Origin of the sequence: Streptomyces inusitatus, from assembly GCF_014651115.1 — a bacterium.
In the GTDB taxonomy this organism is placed as follows: Bacteria; Actinomycetota; Actinomycetes; order Streptomycetales; family Streptomycetaceae; genus Streptomyces; species Streptomyces amakusaensis.
In genome coordinates this window covers 89,180-111,122 of sequence record NZ_BMWG01000020.1, presented here as the reverse complement: position 1 = coordinate 111,122, position 21,943 = coordinate 89,180, and the positions used below count along the sequence as shown (strand labels likewise).

The 21,943-nt window shown below is 70.8% G+C and carries 23 protein-coding genes; 12 read left to right on the top strand and 11 right to left on the bottom strand.

Going from position 1 to position 21,943, the window contains the following annotated elements; genetic code table 11:
- Positions 1 to 42 precede the first annotated feature (42 nt).
- From IE247_RS25515 to IE247_RS25505, 3 genes are read left to right on the top strand one after another with little or no spacing between them, the layout of a single operon-like run.
- Positions 43 to 579 carry a tripartite tricarboxylate transporter TctB family protein gene (locus tag IE247_RS25515; RefSeq protein WP_190125616.1) on the top strand — a complete coding sequence of 179 codons (537 nt, stop codon included), beginning with the start codon at positions 43 to 45 and terminating at the stop codon, positions 577 to 579.
- Entirely contained in the window at positions 579 to 2,129 is a 1,551-nt protein-coding gene (locus tag IE247_RS25510; RefSeq protein WP_190125615.1) for a tripartite tricarboxylate transporter permease, read from the top strand. Before IE247_RS25515 ends, IE247_RS25510 begins: the two co-directional genes overlap by 1 nt.
- On the top strand, positions 2,126 to 3,286 hold the full coding sequence (locus IE247_RS25505; protein WP_190125614.1) for an MFS transporter: 1,161 nt from the start codon (positions 2,126 to 2,128) through the stop codon (positions 3,284 to 3,286). The genes IE247_RS25510 and IE247_RS25505 overlap by 4 nt, the downstream gene beginning before the upstream one ends.
- A 75-nt stretch (positions 3,287 to 3,361) precedes the next feature.
- Here the strand turns inward: IE247_RS25505 and IE247_RS25500 are convergent, their stop codons facing one another.
- Complete coding sequence (locus IE247_RS25500; RefSeq protein ID WP_190125613.1) at positions 3,362 to 3,862, bottom strand: carboxymuconolactone decarboxylase family protein; 501 nt, start codon at positions 3,860 to 3,862, stop codon at positions 3,362 to 3,364.
- Between the two features lie 95 nt (positions 3,863 to 3,957).
- Between IE247_RS25500 and IE247_RS25495 the strand changes: the two genes are divergently transcribed.
- Positions 3,958 to 4,893 carry a pirin family protein gene (locus IE247_RS25495; protein WP_190125612.1) on the top strand — a complete coding sequence of 312 codons (936 nt, stop codon included), beginning with the start codon at positions 3,958 to 3,960 and terminating at the stop codon, positions 4,891 to 4,893.
- A 25-nt stretch (positions 4,894 to 4,918) separates the two neighbouring features.
- Complete coding sequence (locus IE247_RS25490) at positions 4,919 to 5,263, top strand: GNAT family N-acetyltransferase (protein ID WP_190125611.1); 345 nt, start codon at positions 4,919 to 4,921, stop codon at positions 5,261 to 5,263.
- Positions 5,264 to 5,315: 52 nt separating this feature from the next.
- Here the strand turns inward: IE247_RS25490 and IE247_RS25485 are convergent, their stop codons facing one another.
- Both IE247_RS25485 and IE247_RS25480 read right to left on the bottom strand, forming a co-directional pair.
- Positions 5,316 to 6,647, bottom strand: a complete 1,332-nt coding sequence (locus IE247_RS25485; protein ID WP_190125610.1) for an MFS transporter — start codon at positions 6,645 to 6,647, stop codon at positions 5,316 to 5,318.
- Positions 6,644 to 7,912: an aminotransferase class V-fold PLP-dependent enzyme gene (locus IE247_RS25480; RefSeq protein WP_190125609.1), complete on the bottom strand. Its 1,269-nt coding sequence runs from the start codon at positions 7,910 to 7,912 to the stop codon at positions 6,644 to 6,646. The genes IE247_RS25485 and IE247_RS25480 overlap by 4 nt, the downstream gene beginning before the upstream one ends.
- Between IE247_RS25480 and IE247_RS25475 the strand changes: the two genes are divergently transcribed.
- Both IE247_RS25475 and IE247_RS25470 read left to right on the top strand, forming a co-directional pair.
- On the top strand, positions 7,911 to 9,323 hold the full coding sequence (locus tag IE247_RS25475) for an aminotransferase-like domain-containing protein (RefSeq protein WP_190125608.1): 1,413 nt from the start codon (positions 7,911 to 7,913) through the stop codon (positions 9,321 to 9,323). The genes IE247_RS25480 and IE247_RS25475 overlap by 2 nt on opposite strands.
- A 71-nt stretch (positions 9,324 to 9,394) precedes the next feature.
- A complete protein-coding gene (locus tag IE247_RS25470) occupies positions 9,395 to 10,300 on the top strand; it encodes a phosphotransferase family protein (RefSeq protein WP_190125607.1) in 906 nt (301 codons plus the stop codon).
- 32 nt (positions 10,301 to 10,332) lie between these two features.
- Here the strand turns inward: IE247_RS25470 and IE247_RS25465 are convergent, their stop codons facing one another.
- Complete coding sequence (locus IE247_RS25465; RefSeq protein WP_190125606.1) at positions 10,333 to 11,280, bottom strand: helix-turn-helix transcriptional regulator; 948 nt, start codon at positions 11,278 to 11,280, stop codon at positions 10,333 to 10,335.
- A gap of 128 nt (positions 11,281 to 11,408) precedes the next feature.
- Between IE247_RS25465 and IE247_RS25460 the strand changes: the two genes are divergently transcribed.
- Complete coding sequence (locus IE247_RS25460) at positions 11,409 to 12,353, top strand: alpha/beta fold hydrolase (RefSeq protein ID WP_190125605.1); 945 nt, start codon at positions 11,409 to 11,411, stop codon at positions 12,351 to 12,353.
- Between the two features lie 237 nt (positions 12,354 to 12,590).
- Here the strand turns inward: IE247_RS25460 and IE247_RS25455 are convergent, their stop codons facing one another.
- Complete coding sequence (locus IE247_RS25455) at positions 12,591 to 13,337, bottom strand: phosphotransferase family protein (RefSeq protein ID WP_190125604.1); 747 nt, start codon at positions 13,335 to 13,337, stop codon at positions 12,591 to 12,593.
- Positions 13,338 to 13,419: 82 nt separating this feature from the next.
- Complete coding sequence (yidD, locus tag IE247_RS34535; RefSeq protein ID WP_229869344.1) at positions 13,420 to 13,863, bottom strand: membrane protein insertion efficiency factor YidD; 444 nt, start codon at positions 13,861 to 13,863, stop codon at positions 13,420 to 13,422.
- Positions 13,864 to 14,003: 140 nt separating this feature from the next.
- Here yidD and IE247_RS25445 point away from each other — a divergent pair, with 140 nt between their 5' ends.
- The 3 genes from IE247_RS25445 to IE247_RS25435 all read left to right on the top strand — a co-directional run bounded on the left by IE247_RS25445 (position 14,004) and on the right by IE247_RS25435 (position 15,823).
- The gene (locus IE247_RS25445; RefSeq protein ID WP_373305605.1) at positions 14,004 to 14,468 is read left to right on the top strand and encodes a ribosomal maturation YjgA family protein; all 465 of its coding nucleotides are present in this window, start codon (positions 14,004 to 14,006) and stop codon (positions 14,466 to 14,468) included.
- Between the two features lie 20 nt (positions 14,469 to 14,488).
- Positions 14,489 to 15,022, top strand: a complete 534-nt coding sequence (locus IE247_RS25440) for an SMI1/KNR4 family protein (RefSeq protein WP_190125603.1) — start codon at positions 14,489 to 14,491, stop codon at positions 15,020 to 15,022.
- A 132-nt stretch (positions 15,023 to 15,154) separates the two neighbouring features.
- Positions 15,155 to 15,823: a lysophospholipid acyltransferase family protein gene (locus IE247_RS25435; RefSeq protein ID WP_190125602.1), complete on the top strand. Its 669-nt coding sequence runs from the start codon at positions 15,155 to 15,157 to the stop codon at positions 15,821 to 15,823.
- Between the two features lie 2 nt (positions 15,824 to 15,825).
- On the opposite strand, the gene IE247_RS25430 is transcribed toward IE247_RS25435, so the two are convergent.
- Positions 15,826 to 17,049: a cytochrome P450 gene (locus tag IE247_RS25430; protein ID WP_190125601.1), complete on the bottom strand. Its 1,224-nt coding sequence runs from the start codon at positions 17,047 to 17,049 to the stop codon at positions 15,826 to 15,828.
- Positions 17,050 to 17,238: 189 nt separating this feature from the next.
- Between IE247_RS25430 and IE247_RS25425 the strand changes: the two genes are divergently transcribed.
- Positions 17,239 to 18,096 carry an alpha/beta fold hydrolase gene (locus IE247_RS25425; protein ID WP_190125600.1) on the top strand — a complete coding sequence of 286 codons (858 nt, stop codon included), beginning with the start codon at positions 17,239 to 17,241 and terminating at the stop codon, positions 18,094 to 18,096.
- A gap of 61 nt (positions 18,097 to 18,157) precedes the next feature.
- On the opposite strand, the gene IE247_RS25420 is transcribed toward IE247_RS25425, so the two are convergent.
- From IE247_RS25420 to IE247_RS25405, 4 genes are all read right to left on the bottom strand, one after another.
- A complete protein-coding gene (locus IE247_RS25420) occupies positions 18,158 to 18,916 on the bottom strand; it encodes an iron ABC transporter ATP-binding protein (protein WP_190125599.1) in 759 nt (252 codons plus the stop codon).
- On the bottom strand, positions 18,913 to 19,917 hold the full coding sequence (locus tag IE247_RS25415; RefSeq protein ID WP_190125598.1) for an iron chelate uptake ABC transporter family permease subunit: 1,005 nt from the start codon (positions 19,915 to 19,917) through the stop codon (positions 18,913 to 18,915). Before IE247_RS25415 ends, IE247_RS25420 begins: the two co-directional genes overlap by 4 nt.
- Entirely contained in the window at positions 19,910 to 20,872 is a 963-nt protein-coding gene (locus IE247_RS25410; protein WP_190125597.1) for an ABC transporter permease, read from the bottom strand. The genes IE247_RS25415 and IE247_RS25410 overlap by 8 nt, the downstream gene beginning before the upstream one ends.
- A gap of 71 nt (positions 20,873 to 20,943) precedes the next feature.
- Positions 20,944 to 21,930 carry a siderophore ABC transporter substrate-binding protein gene (locus tag IE247_RS25405; protein WP_190125596.1) on the bottom strand — a complete coding sequence of 329 codons (987 nt, stop codon included), beginning with the start codon at positions 21,928 to 21,930 and terminating at the stop codon, positions 20,944 to 20,946.
- Positions 21,931 to 21,943 lie beyond the last annotated feature (13 nt).

Below are 21,943 nucleotides of genomic sequence, written 5' to 3'. Positions count from 1 at the left end.
CTCGCACGGGCGCCCGCCACCCCGGCATGAGAAAGGCCTCCCATGAGCACCTCCCCTACAACGCCGGAACACGCCCCGGCCCCGCCCCGCGACCAACGAGGTGTGTCGCTCGGCGAATGGGGCGTGACAGCCGGAATCCTCGCCATCGGGATCGTCACGCTGCTCGACGGCCTCGGGCAGGCGACCTCGACATCCGCCTCGGGCGTCGGAGCCGGCTTCATGCCCAAAGTGGTCGGAGTGCTGCTCATAGCGCTCTCCGTGGCACTCGGCATTCAAGTGGCGCGAGGCAAGCGCGGTGAGGCGGACGCGGCCGAGGGCGACGTCGACGTCCGCAGCACCAAGTGGGTCCCCCTCGCCGTCTGCACGGGCTCCGTGCTGATCTTCATCGCCGGTGTCGACACCCTCGGATACATCATCGTCTCCGCGCTGGCGTTCTGGCTCACCGCGTGGGCCCTCGGGGCTCGAAGCCATCTCAAATCGGCCGTCATCGCGATCGTCCTCTCCGTCGTGGTGTATCTCGTCTTCACCCACGCCCTGGGCATCTCCCTGGCCGCCGGTGTCCTGGAAGGGGTCCTCTGATGTCGGGCTGGGAAGGACTTCTCCACGGGCTCTCGGTCGCCGTCACCCCCGAGAATCTGCTCTTCGCGCTGATCGGCACCATCGTCGGGACGCTGATCGGCGTCCTGCCGGGCATCGGCCCCGCGCTGACCATCGCCCTGCTCCTGCCGATGACCTACGGGCTGGAGCCGGCCGCCGCGTTCATCATGTTCGCCGGCATCTACTACGGCGCCATGTACGGCGGATCGACCACGGCGATCCTGCTGAAGACCCCCGGCGAGTCCGGTTCGGTCATCACCGCGATCGACGGCAACAAGATGGCGCGCAAGGGCCGCGGTGCGGCGGCCCTGGCCACCGCCGCCATCGGGTCGTTCATCGCGGGCACCATCGCCACGCTCCTGCTGGCGTTCTTCGCGCCGTGGATGGTCGAGGTGGCGATCAAGCTGGGCGCCCAGGACTACTTCGCGCTCATGGTGGTCGCGTTCCTCACCGTCAGCGCGCTCGTCGGCAGCTCGCCCGTCCGCGGACTCGTCTCGATGGCGCTCGGTCTGACCGTCGGACTCGTCGGACTGGACTTCCAGAGCGGTCAGCAGCGCCTGACCTTCGGCCAGGTGTCCCTGCTCGACGGCATCGACACGGTCGTCCTCATCGTCGCGCTCTTCGCGATGGGCGAGGTGCTCTATGTGGCGGCGCACCAGACGACGAGCCGCTTCGACATCATGCCGGTGAGGAAGGGCAAGCGGTGGATGTCCCGCGAGGACTGGCGGCGCGCCTGGCGGCCGTGGCTGCGCGGCACGTCCATAGGCTTCCCGCTCGGGGTCATCCCCGCGGGAGGGTCCGAGATCCCGACCTTCCTCTCGTACACCCTTGAGCGCAAGCTGTCCAAGCGCCGGGAGGAGTTCGGACACGGCGCGATCGAGGGAGTGGCGGGACCGGAGGCGGCGAACAACGCCAACGCCGCGGGCACCCTCGTCCCCCTGCTGACCCTCGGCATCCCGACCTCCGCCACCGCGGCCGTCATCCTCGTCGCCTTCCAGCAGTACGGCATCCAGCCCGGCCCGCAGCTACTGGACACCCAGTCGGCGCTCGTCTGGGGCCTCATAGCCAGCCTCCTCATCGCCAATGTCATCCTGCTCGGCCTGAACCTGCCGCTCATCGGCCTCTGGGTGAAGATCCTCAAGATCCCCAAGCCCTATCTCTTCGCCGGCATCATGGTCTTCGCCCTTCTCGGCACCTACGCCGTGAACGGCAGCGCGTTCGATGTGGGAGTCCTGCTCTTCTTCGGCGTCGCCGGCTATCTGATGCGCCGGTTCGGCTTCCCCGTCTCACCGATGATCGTGGGCGCGATCCTCGGCCCCCTCGCGGAGGTCCAGCTCCGGCGGGCACTCGACATCGCGGGCGGCGACGTCACCACACTCGTGTCGACGCCGTTCACCATCGTCGTGTACCTCACGCTGGCCGCCGTACTGCTCGGAGGGTTCCTTATGCGCAGGTCGGCACGGAACGACACCCTCCCCGCAGCCGCCCACGACGACGAGGTTCCCGACGTCCGGGAGTCCTCGCACCGTTGAGAGCCCCCGCCGCCCTTCTCTGTCACTCCTTCCTTCTCCAGCTGGCCGCCTACATCGTCCGGCCGACATCGGCCTACCGCGCGATCGAGCTGGGCGTCGACCCGAGCCTGGTGGGTCTCATCGCGGCGAGCTTCGCTCTCATACCGCTCGTCGTGGCCGTGGCCATCGGACGCTGGAACGACCGCGGCCATGTCGGGCCCAGCCTGGCCATCGGCGGCGCGCTGATGGCCGGGGCGGGGCTGGGGATCCATCTGTGGTCCAAGGGTCTGACGAGCCTGCTGATATGGAACGCCGTCGTCGGCCTGGGGCATCTCCTGGCCGTCGTCGGCCAGCAGACGCTGGTGGCCCAGCTCGGGCGGGAGAGGCTGGACTCCGCCTTCGGCACGTACACCTTCGCCGCCTCCCTGGGCCAGGCGGCGGCCCCGCTGGTGCTCGCGGCCGTCGGGGGGAGCGCGGTGCTCCCCGACACCCGGCTCCTCTTCGCCATCTACACCGGCACCTGTGTGGTCCTGCTCGTGGTGACCCCTCTGCTGTCGCACGCGGGGAAAGAGGACCGGGGGCCCGGCGGCGATCAGTCCCTGCGATCCGCCCTACGGGTCCCCCGGGCGACCCGGCGCACCATGACGGGGGCGATGCTGCTCAGCATGCTCGTGCTCGCGGCGATCGACCTGATACAGGTCTATCTGCCCGCCCTCGGGGTGGAACGCGAGATCCCGTCGGCGACCATCGGCGTCCTGCTGGCCGTGCGCGCCGCCGCGACGATGGCCTCACGGCTGGGCCTCGCACGGCTGGCGGCCCGGGTCGGCCGGACCCGGCTCACCTACATCTCCACGATCGCCGCCGGCGCGGCGGTGGGCGCTCTCGCCGCCCCCGCGCCGGTCGTGGTCTCGGGGGCCCTCCTCGCCGTCGCCGGGTTCGCCCTCGGGATCGGTCAGCCGCTGTCGATGGCGATCGTGACCGCCGCCGCCCCGCCCGGCACCACATCGACCTGGCTCGCCCTGCGCCTCAGCGGCAACCGCGTCGGCCAGTCCCTGGTCCCCGCCGCGCTCAGTGCCTTCACGGCGGGCATCGGCACGGGCGGGATCTTCGTGATCACGGGGATCGGGCTCCTCGGCACGGCGGCCACGGCACGGATCCTCATCGCCGACGATCCCTGACCGGCCGAGGCGTCGGCCCCGCAAGGGTCCAAGGGCTCAAGGGCTCAGGCCTCAAGGGCTCAAGGGTCCAAGGGCTCAGCGGGCGGGGGTCTCCCGTACCGGGTGTTTGCTCAGGATCGAGACCCGGTTGAAGGCGTTGATCGTGATCGCCGCCCAGACCACGGCGGAGATCTCGTCGTCGTTCAGCACCTCCCGCGCCTCCGTGTACGCCCGCTCCTGGGCCAGGGCGTCGGCGGGGTGGGTGGTGGCCTCGGCCAGGGCGAGGGACGCGCGCTCGCGGGCGGTGAAGAGCCCGGTGTCGCGCCAGGCGGCGAGTACGCCGAGGCGACGAGCCGTCTCCCCGAGACGCAGCGCGGTCCGGGTGTGGACGTCGAGGCAGAAGGCGCAGCCGTTGAGCTGGGACACGCGGAGGTTGACCAGCTCGACCAGGATCCGGTCCAGGCCTGCCTCGGCGGCCGTCGCGCGGACGGCTTCGGCGGTCTTGACCAGCGCCTGGTACGCGGCGGGGCTCCGCTTGTCGATGTAGATCCGGCCGTTGGCCCGGTGGGTCTCCGCGGTCTGTGCCGTCTCGGTCACCTGTGCTCCTTCGTCTGTTGTCCCGGGTTGCCTTCGGGACTATGATCACCCATGATAGTTGAATTCACAACTACTTATGGGAGAAGGGGCCGGAGATGGATCACGCGGAGACCGGGGCCGAGGTCGAGGTCCTCACCGCCCGGGACGTCCCGCTGGGCGGACCGCGGGCGATGACCGTACGGCGCACCCTGCCGCAGCGGGCCCGGACGCTCATCGGGGCCTGGTGCTTCGCCGACCACTACGGTCCCGACCGGGTCGCCGACTCCGGCGGCATGGACGTCGCGCCCCACCCCCACACCGGGCTCCAGACCGTGAGCTGGCTCTTCGACGGGGAGATCGAGCACCGCGACAGCCTGGGCACGCACGCCTACGTACGACCCGGCGAGATCAATCTGATGACCGGGGGCCACGGCATCAGCCACACCGAGGTCTCCACCCCCGGCACCACCGTGCTCCACGGCGTCCAGCTCTGGGTGGCCCTCCCCGGCGAACACCGCCACGCGCCCCGCGAGTTCCAGCACCACGCGCCCCGGCCGATCCACGTCGACGGCGCGGAACTGCGGGTCTTCCTGGGCACCCTCGCCGGCGACACCTCCCCCGTGCGCACCTTCACCCCGCTCCTCGGCGCCGAGGTCCTGATCGACGCCGGTGCCACCGTCACCCTCGACGTCGACCCGGGCTTCGAACACGGACTCCTCGTCGACGAGGGCGACGTCCGCCTCGACGGAGCCCCCCTGCGCCCCGCGGAACTCGGCTACACCTCCCCCGGCCGCACCGCCCTGACCCTCACCAACGACTCCGACCGGCCGGCCAGGACGATCCTCCTGGGCGGCCCGCCCTTCGAGGAGCGGATCGTGATGTGGTGGAACTTCATCGGCCGCAGCCATCAGGACATCGTCGAGGCACGGGACGCGTGGGAGAGCGCCTCCGACCGCTTCGGCGCCGTCGACGGCTACCCCGGTGAACGACTGCCCGCCCCCGCCCTGCCCAACGCCGTCATCACCCCCCGCGAGAACCCCTCCCACCGCTGACCCCGCGCCAAAAAGGACCTTCGCCATGAGCGAGCAGAGCGCCACCGCCACCACCGTCCGCCGCGTCGACGCGCGCCATCGCTACGAGATCCTCGTCGACGACGAGCGCGCCGGGCTGACCGCCTACCGCGACCGCGACGGCCAGCGGGTCTTCTTCCACACCGAGATCGACGACGCCCATGCGGGCCGGGGACTCGCCTCGATCCTCGTCGAGCGGGCCCTGACCGACGTCCGCGCCTCCGGGATGCGGATCGTGCCCGTCTGCCCCTACGTGGCCAAATTCCTCACCCGGAACCACCAGTTCGCGGACATCACCGACCCCGTCACCCCCGAGGTCCTCACCTGGCTCGCCGCTCGGCGAGGGCGCTGAGTTCCCCCGTCCCCGCGCACTCCGCCGCCGCCGGGCGGCGTTCCGGTCGCCGTCAGGCCGTGCTCGGCTCCGCGGTGGCCGAGGGCATCGTGGTCAGTCGGGTGACGGGTGACCGGAAGAGCGTGATCACGACGACGGCCGAGGCGATCGCCGCGGCCGTCAGCGCGTTGTCGGCGCCGATCCCGCCGGAGAGGAGGCCGGCGGTGAGGCCGCCGAGGGCGCCGCCGCCGAAGAGCAGGGTGCGGAAGGACGCGTTCATCCGCCCCATCAGCCGCTGTGGGGTGGTGATCTGCCGCAGGCTCACGATGATGACGCCCGCGACGCCGAGTCCGAGGTAGGTGATGAGGAACGAGAGGACGAAGAGCGCCACCATCACCGGCCGGGGTCCGGCGGCCACGGCGATCAGGGCGGGGCCGAGCAGCAGCGCCGACTGGGACACGAGGTAGACGCGGCCGAGCGGGAAGCGCCGGATGACCCCGCGGGAGATCGCGGCTCCGGCCAGGCCGCCGAGAGAGGCCGCCGCGAAGATACCGCCGATGGTCGCCGGGCTGAGCCCGAGGTCGTTCGTCCCGTACAGCAGGAACATGGTCCAGACGGAGATCATCGAGAAGTTGCAGCAGAAGCCGATCAGCGCGAGGGACCGGAGGACGGGGTCGCGGAAGACCCAGCGCAGGCCGTCCCGCAGTTCGGTCGGCAGATGCCGCCGGTCCGCGGGCCGCTCGGAGGACTGCTCGGAGGAGCGCTCGGCCCGTGGCCCGGGTCGTGGCTCGCGGGTCCGGATGAGCAGCAGCGAGACGATCGACACCAGATAGGAGAGGGCGTCCACGATCAGCGCCACGGGTGCGGTCAGCGCCGCGACGAGCAGACCGGCGAGCCCGGGCCCGGCCACATCGGCCGCCGAGGAGCCCGCGCCGAGTTTCGCACCGGCCTCCACGTACTGCTTGGGGTCGCGCACCAGACTGGGCACATACGACATCCAGCTGACGTCGAAGAGCACGGACGCGGTGCCGACGGCGCAGGCGATCACCATCAGCGTCACCATGTCGAGCGCGCCCAGCCAGTGGAGAACCGGCACCAGCGCGAGGAGGACCATACGGATCGTGTTGGCGCCGAGCATCAGCCGCCGTCGGCGGGTCCGGTCCACCCAGACCCCGAAGAGCAGGGCGAGTCCGAGATAGGGCACGAGCTGGAGGAAGCGCAGCACACCCACCTGCTCGTCGGTCGCGTTGAAGGCGCTGATCGCGGTCAGCGGCAGGGCGAGATGGGTGACATGGGCGCCGAGCAGCGAGAGGGTCTCGCCGAGCCAGAGCTTGAGGAAGTCGCCGTTGCGCCAGAGGCTTCCACCGGCGGAAGCCTCTGGCGGGCGGGACGCGACGGCCGTCAACGCGGCCCCCGCCGCGCGTCCCGGGAGTGGCGCATGATGTCGGCGACAGCGGCGGCGACCTCGTCCACTTCCCACTCGGTGTTGTAGTAGTGGGGGGACAGCCGCAGGCACCAGTCGACGTTCTTGGCGGTGAAGTCGAACTGCGCGAACTCGCGGAAACTCAGGGCGGAGTTGATGGAGCGGGCGTCCATGGCGGCTTTGAACGGCTGCGGTTCCCAGCCCTCGACGGCGAAGGTCACCAGGGCGGCCAGCCGCGGCCCCCGGTCTAGGAGGCGCACACCGGGAATCGGTTCGAGCGCCTCGCGGAGCCGGGCCGCCAGCGCGGGGGTGCGGTGCGCGACGGCCTCCACGCCGATACCGCGGGCATAGCGGACCGCGGCGGCGCTGCCGAGCACGGTGGCGTAGGGGAACTCCCATTCCTCGAACCGGGCGGCGGAGTCCACGGCCTCGTAGCGGTCCGGCGCTGTCCAGCGGGCGCCGTGCATGTCGATGAAGAGCGGCTCGTACCCCGCGCGCAGGAAGGAGTCGGAGGCGTAGAGGAATCCGGAGGCCCGGGGGCCGCGCAGGAATTTCCGGCAGGTGGCGGTGAGCAGATCGCAGCCGATCTCCGCCACGTCGATCGGGTACTGGCCGACCGACTGGCAGGCGTCGACGAGATAGAGCAGGTCCAGTTCGCGGCAGTGGCGGCCGATCTCGGCGATGGGCGAGACCAGACCGGAATTGGTCGGGATGTGGGTGGCCGACACCAGCCGGGGGCGGAGGGATCTCATCAGCGCGGCCATCGCCTCCACGTCCACCCCGCCCTCCGGGGTGTCCGGGGCGTGCACGACGGTCACGCCGAACCTCTTGCGCAGGGACAGGAAGGCGATCTGGTTGGAGACGAAGTCGTCGCGGGTGGTCAGGATGGTGTCGCCGGGCTCGAACGGGATCGCGGAGAGGGCGTTGGCGTAGGCGTGCGTGGCGCTGCCCGCGAAGGCGATGTTGCGGGGGGCCGCGTTGATCAACGCGGCGACCTCGGTGTGGAATTCGCCGATGTCGGCGGCGCGGGCGGCCGACGCCTCGTAGCCGCCGATCCGCGCCTCCAGCCGCAGATGGTCGAGGACCGCGTCCAGCACGGGGGTCGCCATCAGCCCGCAGCCCGCGTTGTTGAAGTGGATGACATTCCGGCAGCCGGGAGTGTCGGCCCGCAGGGCCTCGATGTCCCAGTGGGATGTCCCGGGAAGCGGTTCCGAGGAAGGGTTAATAGCGCTACCATGATCTTTCATGTCTGACAGTAGCACTTCCCAAGAGTTGGCGGCCAGGATTCGTGAACTGCTCACCGGACTCGCTCCCGGTGACCGGCTGCCCAGCAGCCGGGAGCTGATCCAGCGTTACCGGGTCGGCCCCGCCACCGTCGCGCGCGCCATCGCCCTGCTCGCCGCGGAGGGCGCGGTGGTGACCCGGCCCGGCAGCGGCACCTACGCCGCACAGCGCGCCCGGCCCCGGACCCGGGTCGCCGACACCGCCTGGCAGACGGTCGCGCTGACCGACCGCACCGTCGACACCCGGCTGATCGCCGACGCCCCGCCGGCACCGGCGGGGACTATCACGATGGACGGCGGCTATGTGCACCGGTCCCTCCAGCCCGGCCGGGCGCTGAGTGCCGCACTGGCGCGCGCCGCCCGCCGCCCGGACGCCTGGGACCGCGCCCCCGCGAGCGGCCTGGCGGCGCTGCGCGCCGTGTTCGCCGGCATCGCGGGCGGCGGGGTGACACCCGAGGACGTCCTGATCACCGCGGGCGGCCAGAGCGCCCTGTCCATCGCCTTCCGCGCGATCGCCGGGCCGGGAGCCCCCGTACTGGTGGACTCGCCCGGCTATCCGGGCGCCCTCGCCGCCGCCCGCGCCGCCGGGCTCCGCCCGGTTCCCGTACCGGTCGACGAGGACGGCGTCCGGCCCGACCTGCTCGCCGACGCCTTCGCGATGACAGGGGCACGGCTGTTCTACTGCCAGCCCGCCTTCCAGAATCCGACCGGCGCCGTACTCGCACCGGAACGCCGCCGCCAGGTCCTCGATGTGGCGCGGGCGACGGGCGCCTTCGTCGTCGAGGACGACTTCGCGCGCCATCTGGGACACGGCGGTACGGTGCCGAGGCCCCTGGTGACCGATGACGGCGACGGCACCGTCGTCCACATCACCTCGCTCACCAAGCCGGCGGCTCCGAGCCTGCGGATCGGCGCCCTGATCGCCCGGGGCCCGGTGATGGAACGGCTGCGGGCGGTTCGCCAGGTCGACGACTTCTTCATCACCCGGCCCCTCCAGGAAGCCGCCCTGGAACTGCTCAGCTCCCCGTCCTGGGAACGGCACGTCCGGACCCTCGCCGAAGAACTGCGCGGACGCTGCGCCCTGCTGGCCGCCGCGATCGCCCACGAGGTCCCGGAGTGGAGTCCCGCCCGCCCGCCCGCGGGCGGCCTGCACCTCTGGTACCGCCTGCCGGCCGGCACGGACGACCTCGCGTTCACCGCCGCCGCCCGCCGGGTCGGTGTCGCCGTCAGCCCGGGCGCCCGCTACTTCGCCACCGAGCCGCCGGCCCCCCATCTCCGCCTTGGCTTCGCCGCCACGGGCGACCGCGCCGAGCTGACCGAGGCGGCACGGAGGCTGGGCGCCCTCGTACGGGGCGAGGCCCCGCCCGGGGACTGACCGCTCGCCGACGACCGCAGCGCCGCGAATAATCCGGGACCGTCCTCGCTCGTCCATGCCAGGATCCGAGGATGGAGACGACCGGTATCACGCGCGCGATCAGGGCTGCGACTTCGGTCGCCGCATCGCTCGGCCTGCCGGCCGACGACGCGATCGTCCTTCACGACTCGAACAGGCTGGCACTGCGGCTGACGCCGTGCGACACCCTCGCCCGGGTCGCCCCTTCGGGGCACGAGGCCGCACAGTACGAAGTCGAGCTCGCTCAACGGCTCGCCCGGGCCGGCTGTCCGACAGGTCTCCTGGAGCCTCGGGTGGACCCGCTCGTGTACGCGCGCGACGGCTTCACGGTGACGCTGTGGACCTACTACGAACCCGTGGCGCCTCACACCTCACCGGTCGACTACGCCAAGGCGCTGGAGCGGTTGCACGCCGGTATGCGCGAGGTCGATGTGCCGAGCCCGCGGTTCACGGATCGCGTCGCGGAGGCGGAAGCCGTCGTCGCCGACCCGGATCGCTCGCCGGAACTCGCCGACGCGGACCGCGCGTTCCTCGGCGGCAGACTGGGAAGCCTGCGACGGGCGATCGAGGACCGCGGCGCCGTGGAGCAGTTGCTCCACGGCGAGCCGCATCCGGGCAATGTGCTCAGCACGGGGAACGGCCCGTTGTTCATCGACCTTGAGACATGCTGCCGCGGACCCGTCGAGTTCGATCTCGCCCATGTCACCGAGGCGGTCGGAGAGCACTATTCGAACGTTGACCGAGAGCTGTTGGACGAGTGCCGAGAGCTCGTTCTCGCGATGGTCGCGGCCTGGCGCTGGGAACGCGGCGACCAGCTTCCGAACCGGAGGCGATTCCAGCAGGAGTTCCTGCGCTCGCTGCGTGCGGGCCCTCCTTGGCCGACGCTCGACACGGTCGCCGGGCGATGCGACCGGTCCTCGGGCACGCTCCATGAGCCGGGAGAGCACGATCGCCTCTGACGGCGAGCGCGCTTCGACACCGTGGGACGGTCTCAGCCGTACCGCTCGACGAGCGCCTTGCCGATCGAGGCCAGCTGGTCCCGCACCCCCGGAGGGCCGGTCACCTCAAGGTATTCGACCAGCCCGGCGAGCTCGCCTGCGAGCAGGTACTCGCTGTGGCCGCGGATCACGACCTCGACGCGGCCGTCGGCCGTGGGGCCTCCCACCTCAAGCCGATCGCCGAGCGCCATCCGGAGCAGGCCCACCCTGTGCGGCGGGCATACCGCCCGGAGCTGGAGGGGTGTTCGCTCGCGGTCGATCTCGTCGGCGATCTCGCGCCAGCTCTCGGCAAGGTCGAAGTCCTCGGGCCGGTGCACGGGATCGCCGGTCGGGTCGGCGGACGACACCCGGTCGATGCGGAAGGTCCGCCGCCCGGCCTCGGTGTTGGAGACGAGGTACCACGACGGGCCTTTGGCGACGATGCCCAGCGGATGGACGGTTCGCTCGGTTTCGGCGCCTTCGCGGTCGGCGTAGCCCAGCCGCACCTGGACGCCGCGGATCACCGCGTCCTGGAGTTCGTCGAGGAAGCGAGGCGGCCGGGGCTCGACCCGGCTCGTCCCCCACCTTCGCGGGTCGACGACCAACGACGACGCGGCCGCCTCGGCCTCCGTCCGGAAGGGCTCCGGCAGGGCATGAACGAGCTTGCGCAGGGCCGCTTTCACGGCCGGTGTCGCGGCCGAGGCCGGGCCCGCGACCAGGAACAGGGCGCGGGCCTCACTCGCGGTCAGCCCGGACAGGTCGGTGCGGGCCCCGCCCACGAGGCGCCAGCCGCCGCCTCGGCCCTGCATGGAGTACACGGGCACCCCGGCCGTGGCCAGGGCGTCGAGGTCGCGGCGGGCGGTGCGTTCGGAGACCTCCAGCTCTTGGGCGACCTCTGCCGCTGTCACCTGTTCGCGCCGTTGCAGCAGGAGGAGGACGGCCACCAGCCGGTCGGTTCTCATACCGATAAAACTCTCATATGAAACCGGTCATGGGGTGACCGGTTTGGGTCGCCAGGATGGCGACACGACCTCACCGGCGGGGCCCACCGCCGTATCGACCCCAGGTCGTTCGAAAGAGAGGAAACATCATGTTCGATCCAGCAGATTTCCCCGAGCCCACCCTTGTTTCAGTGAACGGTGTGGAACTTGAGGTCTTCGAAGCGGGCAGGCAGAACGCGGGGAACCCCATTGTGCTCTGCCACGGCTGGCCGGAGCACGCCTTTTCCTGGCGTCATCAGATGCCCGCCCTCGCCGCGGCGGGCTACCATGTCATCGTTCCGAACCAGCGGGGTTACGGGAATTCGTCCCGTCCGGCCGAAGTGACGGGCTACGACATTGAACACCTGTCGGGTGATCTCGTCGCACTTCTCGATCACTACGGATACGAGGATGCCGCCTTCATCGGCCACGACTGGGGTGCGATGGTCGTCTGGGGACTGGCCCTGCTGCATCCGAACCGTGTGAACAAAGTGATCAACCTGAGCCTGCCTTACCAGGAGCGCGGAGAGAAGCCCTGGGTCGAGTCCATGGAGGATGTGCTCGGCGGCGACTTCTATTTCGTCCACTTCAATCGGCAGCCGGGCGTCGCGGACGCCGTGTTCGAAGAGAATACCTTCCAGTTCCTCCGCAATATCTACCGGAAGAACGAGCCCCCCAGGGAGCCTCGGCCGGGTATGGCGCTGATCGATCTCGCCAGAGCGGAAACGCCACTCGGCGATCCCGTCATGAGCGACGGCGAACTGGCCGTTTTCGTCTCCGCCTTCGAGTCGGCAGGGTTCACCGGCAGCGTGAATTGGTACAGGAACCTCGACCGCAACTGGCACTTGCTGGCGGACGTGGATCCGATCGTCCAGCAGCCCACGCTCATGATCTACGGCGACCGGGACGCGGTCCAGAAGTCCGAGAGACTGGCGGAGTTCGTGCCCCAGGTGGAAGTGGTCGATCTGGATTGCGGTCATTGGATCCAGCAGGAGAAGCCGGAAGAGACCAACCGGGTGATTACCGAGTGGCTGGAACAGCGGGACGCCGACTAGGGAGTGTCTTCAAAGTAGCGTCGTCCTCCCGTAGGGAGGGTCTGGCGGGGTCTGGTGCGTGCGATCGCAAGGCGGAGGAGGGAGTCGACGCGGAGCGTCGGCGACCGACGACAACGCGGCGAGCGTGCGTGCCAGGGCACGACAGGCAGACGGGACTTTGAAGACACGACCTAGCGTCTTGTGATCCGGCTCGTGCCTCGCGGCACTCGGGGCTCGGGGTTCGGGGCTCGCGCGGCCTCACATGCGGGATCTCAGCACATCGATCTCACAGCCCGGCGCGGACGGGTCGAAGCCGTGCTCGATGAGCCAGCGGACCGCCAGCAGGCTTCGCAACGACCACCACGCGCGGATCACATCGAGGTCGACGTCGGTGCCATAGCCGGCGATGACGTCGCCGAGGTGCTCCTCGTGTCCGAGTGTGAAGGTCGCGAGGTCGTACAGGGCGTCGCCCCGGCCCGCCTCGGACCAGTCGATGATGCCGGTGACCTCGTCGCCGTCGACGAAGACGTGCGCGATCTGGAGGTCGCCGTGGGTGAACGCCGGGGTCCACGGCCGGAGCGCGGCCTCGGCGACCTGCCGGTTACGGGTGACCAGGTCGGCGGGGAGGACGCCGTTCGCCACGAGCGACTCGCACTCGTCGTCGAGTTCCGCCGCCAGCGCGCCGCTGCTCCGCCCGGCCCTGCCCGGCCGGGGCGGCAGCGGCGCGTCGTGCAGCTTCCGGATGGCCGCGCCCGCCGCGGCCCAGGCCTTCGGCGACCCGGTCGACGGCCCGCCGAGGCGCCCGAGCGTCGTCCCCGGGAGCGCGGCGATCGCGAGCACGGGCGGCTCGCGCCACAGGACTTCCGGGGTCGGGACCGGTGCGAGGGACATCGCCTCGACCTCGGCGTCGACGCGCGCCTGATCGGCGTCCACCTTCAGAAACACATCGCCGACGCGCAGGGTCGCCCGCTCGGAATGGGCGACGACGACTTTCACTTCATCCATGGGCGCAGTATCCCGGGGACGACCGCCGACGTCCCCGGGTTTATCGCGTGGGGAGTCGGGAACAGCGGGCACCGATGGGTCGTCAGCGACGGGCCGGAGGCACCGGGTCGCGGAAACCCCGGCGGCGGGCGGCGGCGGGCCGGCAGCGCAGAAGGCGCGCCAGGATCAGCCGGCCGCCGCGAAGGGCGCCGTGGCGGTGGAGCGCCTTCACCGCGTAGGTGGAGCAGCTCGGGGTGTAGGGGCAGCATGCGGGGCGGGTCGGGCTGACGGTGACGCGGTAGCGCCGGACGGACCGGTACATCGCGGCGGCCACCCGGCCCGCCGGAGGAGGTGCGGCAGGGTCGGTGCTGTGGCCGACGGCCGTGAGCGAGGGGCGGAGGACGAAGAGGAGCGAGGCTATCTGCCCCGATATCCCGCCGCCGCAGCAGCACGGATGGGTGAGGGTGTCGAGGGTGCCCACGCAGCAGCCCTCTTCCTCCTCGCCGTCCGCGTTCCTCTTGCGGTCACGCTTCCTGTTCAGCGCCATGTGGCCGCCCCTCCCCGTCACATTGGAACGATCATACGAAGAATCGTGGCCGGACCTGACCGCCGGTCGGACGGATCACCGTGTGGAGGGCGGAACTCGCCCGGGCCGGTGAGCGGCGTGGCATACGGCAGGATGGCCCCGTGCTCCTCATACCCGGAACCCCTGACCGCGCCGCCGCGAGCCCCTTACGGATCCGCCTCGTCGCGGCCGCGGCGGCGGTGGTGACCGTGGGGGCGGGGTTGGGGCTGCGGGCCGCGGCGGGCGGGGATGTCGCCAAGTACGGCGGGGACGCGCTGTACACGGTTCTGCTGCTCACGCTGGTCGTCGTGATCGCGCCGCGGACGAGGCCGTCGAGGGCGGCCGTGATCGCGCTGGCGACCAGTTGGGCGATCGAGTTTCTCCAGCTCAGCCCGGTGCCGGCGGAACTGGCGCGGCAGAGCCTCGTGGCCCGTCTCGTGCTCGGTTCCACCTTCAACGCGCCCGATCTGCCCTGGTACGCGGTCGGCGCGGCGGCGGGATGGCTCGTCCACACTTCGGTACTTCGGTGCGGCGTCGGCGGACGGTGTCCGGGAGGAAAGGGATCGTCGTTCTCCGCCAAGTTGTGACCAATGGCTAGCCTGTTGGCGTGATATTGAACGAAGACCGTCAGTTTCCCGCTCCGCTCGCCGCCGCCATGGCGATCAGGCTCGACCTCGTCGGTGAGGACGGCGTCGACTTTGACCCCTTCACGGCCTTCCTGTCCGCCGAGGAGACAACGGACTGGTTTCGGGCGTGGACCGGCAACAGAGAGGTGAGTGGCGACGAGTTCCGCGTATTCGGTAAGGACGGCACCGGCGGGTACGCCTCGTTCTGGCTGGCCCGGCCGGGACGGACGCTGGTCGAGCAGCCTGTCGTCTTTCTCGGCTCCGAGGGAGAGATCTCCGTCGTCGCGGGTGACCTGGGTGCGTTCCTGTGGCTGTTGGCCGACGGTTTCGGCCCGGGGGAAGCGGCTGCCTGGTGCGACGGGGACCCGGTGCAGCGCCCCCATCGTGAACTGACGGCCGTCGCGGAGCGATGCGCGCCGGACCGTCGGGCGTCGGCTGTGGCCGTGATGGAGCGGGCCGCCGGGGAGTTCCCCGGCTTCGAGGCGATGATCATGAGGCTCTGCCGTGACGAGTGACACGACCACCCGGGTCTCCGTACCCCGGGGCCGGGTACGGCGGGGCGGGGAAGATGAGTACGGCGACTCACGCCGCGGCAACGCCGGCGGCCGACGATGGAGATCATTCACCGTCGAGACCGGGAGCCCCTCATGCTCAGCCGCATCGCCGAGATCCTGGTGCCCGCCGTCGGCCGTCTGTCGGTGACCACCGACGCCGGAGCCGCGCTCGCACCGGGCAGCATCATCGCCGCGAACCACACCTCGCTCGCGGACCCGGCCGTCGTGCTCGCCGCGCTGCGCCGCCTCGGTGCCGAGCCGGTCGTCCTGGCGACCGCCGGGCTGTGGCGGGTGCCCTTCCTCGGTGGCGCGCTCGCCCGCGAGGGGCACATCCCGGTGTTCCGCGGGGACCGGCGAGCCGCGGCCGCGCTCGACAGGGCCGCGGCGGCCCTTGAACAGGGCCGGCTGGTCCTCATCTACGCCGAGGGCGGCCTGCCGCGCCGCGAGGACGCCGCCGAGGCCGCGCCCGGCGTCTTCCGCAGCGGCCTCGCGCGGCTCGCCGGGCGCACCGGCGCCCCCGTCGTCCCGGTGGGCCAGGCCGGGGCCCGCCGTGTCACCTCGGGAAGCACCGCCAAGCAGCTCGCGGGGCTGGCGACCGCGCCGCTGCGCCGCCCGGATCTGCATGTGCACGTGGGTGCGCCGCTGCTGCTGACCGGCGACAGCGAAGTACGCACGGCGCGGGCCCGGGCGGCGGTGACCTCCGCGTGGCGGACGGCGGCGGGCCGCTTGGGCGAGCCCGCCGCGCTCGCCGCGCGGGCCTGAGCTCACCAGACCAGGTGCAGCGCCTCGGGCGAGCGGTGGATGAAGGTCGGGCGCATCTCGGGCGGCGGCTTCTCGCCGTCGATCCGCAGGCCCGGCAGTCTGCGGATGAGCAGACCGAGCGTCAGCCGGAGCTGTTCGCGGGCGAGCCGGGAGCCGGGGCAGCCGTGGACGCCGTGGCCGAAGGCGAGATGCCGCCGGGAGAGCGGGCGGGTGATGTCGAAGACGTCGGGGCGGTCGTGGCGGAGGCCGTCCCGGTTGGCGGATCCGTAGGCCACCAGGACCGTCGCTCCGGCGGGCAGCGCGGTTCCGCCCAGGGTGAGCGGCCGGGTGACCGTACGCCGGAACGCCTGTATGGCGGTGTCGTACCGGGCGGCCTCCTCCACGGCGGCCGGGATCAGCGCGGGGTCGGCGAGGAGCAGTTCCCACTGCCGCCGGTCGGTGAGGAGATGGAGCAGGGTCGTGCCGATGAGGGCCGTGGTCGTCAGGTGTCCGGCGATCAGGAAGTTCTGGAGGCCCGCCACCAGTTCGTGGCACTGTTCCAGGGTGAGGGGGCCGTCGCCGGGCGCGAGGGCGGTGACCATCCGCGTACAGAGGTCGTCGCGCGGATTCTCGCGCCGGGCGCGGACATAGCCGTCGAGCAGATGTTGCAGGGCGACGACATCCTCGGCGGCGGCGAGCTGTTCCTCCTCCGCCAGCGGTCTGAACAGCAGTTCCTCGGCGCGGTATCCGCCGTGCGCCACGGCGGGGACATCGTGGGGGTCGAGGCCGACGAGCCGCCCGACGACCTGTGCCGGGAGCTGTCGGGCGTAGGCGCCCATGAACTCCGCGCGCCCGTCGGCCGCGAATCCGTCGACGAGGGCCTCGGCGCGTTCGGCGGCGTACGGTACGAGCCCGGCGACCTCGGCGGCGGAGAGTCCGCCGTTGAGCGGGGCGCGGTGACGCCGGTGGTCGGCGCCGTCGGTGGTGAGCACGGTGGGCCGGCCGCCGAGTCCCCGGGCCAGGACGCCGAGGGCGGAGGGCGCGGGCATCACATCGGGCAGCAGGGCGCGCTGGGAGGAGAAGTCCTGGTCGCGGCGGAGGACTTCCCGTACGTCCGCGTCCCGTGCGACCAGCCAGGCGTCGACGGCGGGGACGTACAGCAGGCCCGGTGTGCGGCGCGCCCTGGCGTAGAGGGGGTATGGATCGCGGTACAGCTCATCGAGCCCGGCATGGTCTGCGCTCCGCACGCGACGCCTCCGTGGGGTCGGGGTAGGGGTCTCCGATTACGTCCGGCCATGGTGCACCGGTCCTGGCCCGCCGTGCCAGAAAAGGCGCGCCGCGGTGTCCGGCCGGGTGCTTCACCGGGTATCACCGGCTCGGATGGCCCGTCGGCGGACGCTGGATTACATTGGAGCGAGCCGTCGCATGGGGGTGTGATGCCGCAGATCGTGCTGTCGTCCGGACCGATCGACTACCAGGACACCGGCGGTGACGGGCCGGTGCTGGTGTTCTGTCACGGTCTGCCGATGAATGAGAAGCAGTGGCGGAAAGTGGTGCCGCTGTTGAAGGGTTACCGCTGTGTCCTGCCCACACTGCCCCTCGGCGGACATCGCCTGCCGATGGCCCCGGACGCCGATCTGTCCCATCGTGGTGTCGCGCGGCTCCTGGGCGAGTTCATCGAACGGCTCGGCCTCGACGAGGTGACCGTCGTCCTCAACGACTGGGGCGGTGGCCAGTTCCTGGTGCTGGAGAGGGATACCCGGCGGGTCGCGCGCCTGGTGCTGGTGGCCTGCGAGGCGTTCGACAATTTTCCTCCCGGGCCCGCCAAGGCGGCGGCGATGGTGTGCGGGGTGCCCGGTGGCGTCTGGCTTCTGACGCGCCTGATGCGTATCCCCTCGTTCCGGAACAACCGCAAGGGGTACGGCGGGATGAGCCTGCGCGGGGTTCCGGACGAGATCATGGACGAGTGGTTCGCCCCCGCGACCCGGAGCAGGGCGATCCGCAGGGACTTCGCGAAGTTCGCCACCTCGGCGCCCAAGCGGGAGACCCTGCTGGCCTGGAGCGAGGGGCTGCGTGGGTTCGACCGCCCGGTCCTGGTCGTCTGGGCGACCGAGGACAGACTGATGCCGCGTGAGCACGGCCGCCGGCTGGCCGAGCTGTATCCGCGGGGCCGCTTGATCGAGATCGCCGACTCGTCGACCCTCGTCCCGGAGGACCAGCCCGAGCGGCTCGCCGAAGCGCTCGTCGACTTCCTGGAGCAGACCGGGGCGGAGCCGGGGCGGCACTCCGGGTGAACCGGCGGTACGCGGCCGCCGGGACCCTCGTACGCCGCGACGGATCAGGGAAGGAGCCGGCTCACCGGTAGTAGACGGCGGTCCGCTTCCCGTCGACTTCGTGGATCTGGACCGGGGTGTCGAACACCTCGCTGAGCACCTCGGCCCGCATCATCGCGTCGACGGTGTCGGAGGCCGCGATGCGGCCGTCCCGGAGGGCGATGATCCGGTCGGAGTAGGTGGCGGCGAAGTTGATGTCGTGGACGATCAGGACGACGGTCTTGCCGAGTTCGTCGGCGGCCCGGCGCAGCTGGCTCATCATCCGTACGGAGTGCTTCATGTCGAGGTTGTTGAGGGGCTCGTCGAGCAGGACGTAACGGGTGTCCTGGGCGAGCACCATCGCCACATAGGCGCGCTGCCGCTGGCCGCCGGAGAGCTGGTCGAGATAGCGGTGCTGGAGGTCGCCGAGGTGGAGGAAGTCGAGGGCGTCGTCGATGTGGGCGAGGTCCTGCTTGGTCAGCCGTCCCCGGCTGTGCGGGAAGCGTCCGAAGGAGACCAGTTCCCGTACCGTCACCCGGGCGGTGAAGTGGTTCTCCTGGCGGAGTATGGACAGCGTCCGCGCCACGTCCTGCGACTTGGCCCGGTGCACATCGAGGCCGTCGACGGTGACGGTGCCCGAGGTGGGCTCGGCGAGCCGGCCGATGATGGTCAGCAGGGTGGACTTCCCGGCGCCGTTGGGGCCGACGAGCGAGGTGACCCCGCCCGCCGGGATCCGCCCGGACACCGGGCCGAGCACGACGTCCTCGCCGTACGCCTTGCGGATGTCGGTGAACTCGATCACAGGGTGCCCTTCCGGAGGAGATGGGCGAGGAAGATCGCCCCGCCGAGGAACTCGATGACGACGGTGAGCATGCCGGAGGCGTAGAAGACGTGCTCCATGACGAACTGGCCGCCCGCCAGGGTGATCAGCCCGATGAGGAACGCCATCGGCAGTACGACGATGTGCCGGTGGGTGCCCGACATCTGGTAGGCGAGCATCGCGGTGACGAACCCGAAGAAGGTCATGGGGCCCGCGAGCGCGGTCGACATCGCGATCAGCAGGGAGATCAGCAGGAGCATCACCGTCAGCTCGCGCTTGTGGGCGACGCCGAGGTTCGTGGCGGCGTCGCGGCCGAGGAGCAGGGTGTCGAGCCGGTAGCGGCGCTGCCAGACGACGACGCCGACGATCAGGCACACCGCGCCCGCCAGGGGCAGATATCCCGGCTCGGCGCTGCTGAGCCGTCCGAACAGCCGTGCCGAGAGGACGTCGTACTCGGAGGGTGAGAGCAGCCGCTGGAGGAAGTCGGAGAGGCTGCGGAAGGCGAGCCCCAGGACCACTCCGACCAGGAGGAGCACATGGATGCTGCCCTTGCGGCCGGAGAACAGCCAGCCGAACAGCAGCATCGTGAAGCCGACCATCAGCAGTGTCTGGGTGATGAGCTTCGGCATCCCGTCGGTCACGGCGAGCACGCCGCCGCCGAAGACGGCCACCAGGAGGGTCTGCATCAGGATGTAGACGGAGTCGAACCCCATGATGGACGGGGTGAGGATCCGGTTGTGGGTGATGGTCTGGAAGACCACCGTGCCGACCGCCTGGGCGAAGGCGACCACGGTCATGGTGCCCAGCATGGTCAGCCGTCGCTCGAAGGCGAACTCGAAGGACCCCTCGATGAAGAGGAAGAGGAAGGCGAGCGCCGAGGCGGCGGCGAGCCCGCCCGCGATGGCGAGCCGCGCGGCGACGGGGAGTCCCTTGCGGATGGGAGCGGTCGCCGTCGCGGCGGCCGGAAGTCGCTTCTCAGACATGGGCCTTACCTCGCTGACGCAGGATCATCGCGACGAACACGACCGCTCCGACGGCCCCGAGTACCACCGTCGCCGGGATCTCCAGTGGGAAGACGACGAGCCGTCCGACGAGGTCGCAGGCGATCATCAGGGCCACGCTGCTGAGCACGACCCAGGGGAGATTCCTGCGGATGTCGTCGCCGCGTGCCATCGAGACCAGGTTCGGCACGATCAGTCCAAGGAAGGGGATGAATCCGACGACGACGGTGGTCACGCCCGTGGCCAGGGCGACCATGACGAGCCCGGTGAACATGATGCGGCGGTAGGGCAGCCCCAGGCTGGTGGCGGTGTCGCGGCCGAGCCCGGCGATGGTGAAGCGGTCGGCCGCCAGATACAGACCGACGACGATGGCTCCCACCACCCACAGCGGCTCGTAGTTTCCGCGCACCACCGAGCTGAAGCCGCCCGAGCGCCAGGTGGCGAGCATCTGGAGCAGATTCGTGGACGAGGCGATGTACAGCGTCACCGCGCTCACCAGGGCGCCGAGCATGATGCCCACGATCGGCACGATGACCTGTGATTTGAGCGCGATCCGGCCGAGGACGAAAAGGAAGAGGAGCGCGCCGACGAAGGCGAAGGCGCTGGCGGCGCCCATCTTCACCATGGGGGACGCGGCCGGCATGAGGAGGGTGAGCAGCAGTACGCCCAGGGCCGCCCACTCGCTGGTGCCCGTGGTGGTCGGCTCGACGAATCGATTCTGTACGAGCATCTGCATGATCACGCCGGAGACGGCCATCGCGGCGGCGGCGAGGACCAGGGCGAGCGTGCGCGGCACCCGGGAGATGAGGAACATGCGCCGGGCCTCGGGGTCCGTGACCAGGGCGCGCAGGTCGATGTCGTATCCGCCGATGAACAGCGAGGCGGTGACCAGGGCCAGCACACAGAGTGCGGCCAGCAGGAGCGGGAGTCGGCGCATATGGCTTCCGGGGCGGGTGAAGGTGTGCGGCCCCCCGGCCGAGCCGGGGGGCCGCATCAGCGTGGGAGTGTTCAGCCGGCCGCGTTGAACGCGGTCGCCACGGAGTCGAAGGCGTCCGTGTAGGCCTGGATGCCCTCGGTCAGGTAGAAGTCGCCCGACAGGTAGACGACCTGGTCCTTCTCGCGGAAGGTGGTCTTGTCCCACGCCTCCATGCCGTCCACGACCTTCTTCGCCGCGATGGCCTCGCCGGACTCGGCGCCCACGGCCGCGTCCCGGTCCAGCATGATCATCCAGTCGGGGTTGAGCTTGGCGATCGTCTCGGGGGCGAGCCCGGAGTTGTCGTGGACCGAGGTGCTCTCCTCGCCCTCGGAGCTGAGCACGTTCTTCAGGTTCAGCGGCTCGGCGAGACGGCCGATCCGGCTGGCGCCGTTGTCGACCTTGCCGGCGCTGGCGACCGCGAGGAACACGCTCTCGCCCTTGGTGGCGTCGGCGGCCGACTTCTCGGCCTTGTCCAGGGCGGCGACGATCTCCTTGGCCTTGGCCTCCTGGCCGAAGATCTTCCCGAGCTCCTGGGTCTGCGTCTTCAGCGCGTTGACGTATCCGCCCTTGGCCTCGTCGGACGGGGCGACGTCGACCGTCTTGGCGATCTTGGCCAGCTTGTCGTGGTGGTCGGCGAAGCGGTAGCCGCCGATGATGAGGTCAGGCTCACTCGCATTGAGCGCCTCGAACTTGGGCTCGCGGTGGGTGCCGATGTCCTTGATGGACGAGTCGCCCTTCCAGTCCTCGAAGCCCTGCGGGGGCAGCAGGCCCTTCGGAACGGCGACCGGCTTGATGCCGAAGGCCTTGAGCGTCGCGAACGAGGTGTTGTCCAGCGCGGCGACCTTGGCGGGCTTCAGGGGCACTTCGAGCTTGCCCTTGGCGGTCGTGACAGTGACCTCACCCTGGCTCTTTCCCGATTCCGACTCCTTGCCGGACTCGCCGCAGGCGCTCAGCACCATGCCCGCGCAGAGGGCGGCACCGGTGACGACGATGGACTTACGCAAACGGGCGGAACGCACGGCGGATGACTCC

Excerpts from the sequence above, each read along its gene's own strand:
- IE247_RS25490 (WP_190125611.1), top strand. The coding sequence starts at position 4,919 with ATGAGCGAGCAGAGCGCCACCGCCACCACCGTCCGCCGCGTCGACGCG.
- IE247_RS25460 (WP_190125605.1), top strand. The coding sequence starts at position 11,409 with ATGTTCGATCCAGCAGATTTCCCCGAGCCCACCCTTGTTTCAGTGAAC.
- IE247_RS25470 (WP_190125607.1), top strand. The coding sequence starts at position 9,395 with ATGGAGACGACCGGTATCACGCGCGCGATCAGGGCTGCGACTTCGGTC.
- IE247_RS25495 (WP_190125612.1), top strand. The coding sequence starts at position 3,958 with ATGGATCACGCGGAGACCGGGGCCGAGGTCGAGGTCCTCACCGCCCGG.
- IE247_RS25435 (WP_190125602.1), top strand. The coding sequence starts at position 15,155 with ATGCTCAGCCGCATCGCCGAGATCCTGGTGCCCGCCGTCGGCCGTCTG.
- IE247_RS25515 (WP_190125616.1), top strand. The coding sequence starts at position 43 with ATGAGCACCTCCCCTACAACGCCGGAACACGCCCCGGCCCCGCCCCGC.
- IE247_RS25480 (WP_190125609.1), bottom strand. The coding sequence starts at position 7,912 with ATGAAAGATCATGGTAGCGCTATTAACCCTTCCTCGGAACCGCTTCCC.
- IE247_RS25475 (WP_190125608.1), top strand. The coding sequence starts at position 7,911 with ATGTCTGACAGTAGCACTTCCCAAGAGTTGGCGGCCAGGATTCGTGAA.
- IE247_RS25410 (WP_190125597.1), bottom strand. The coding sequence starts at position 20,872 with ATGCGCCGACTCCCGCTCCTGCTGGCCGCACTCTGTGTGCTGGCCCTG.
- IE247_RS25455 (WP_190125604.1), bottom strand. The coding sequence starts at position 13,337 with ATGGATGAAGTGAAAGTCGTCGTCGCCCATTCCGAGCGGGCGACCCTG.
- yidD (WP_229869344.1), bottom strand. The coding sequence starts at position 13,863 with ATGGCGCTGAACAGGAAGCGTGACCGCAAGAGGAACGCGGACGGCGAG.
- IE247_RS25510 (WP_190125615.1), top strand. The coding sequence starts at position 579 with ATGTCGGGCTGGGAAGGACTTCTCCACGGGCTCTCGGTCGCCGTCACC.
- IE247_RS25415 (WP_190125598.1), bottom strand. The coding sequence starts at position 19,917 with ATGTCTGAGAAGCGACTTCCGGCCGCCGCGACGGCGACCGCTCCCATC.
- IE247_RS25465 (WP_190125606.1), bottom strand. The coding sequence starts at position 11,280 with ATGAGAACCGACCGGCTGGTGGCCGTCCTCCTCCTGCTGCAACGGCGC.
- IE247_RS25425 (WP_190125600.1), top strand. The coding sequence starts at position 17,239 with ATGCCGCAGATCGTGCTGTCGTCCGGACCGATCGACTACCAGGACACC.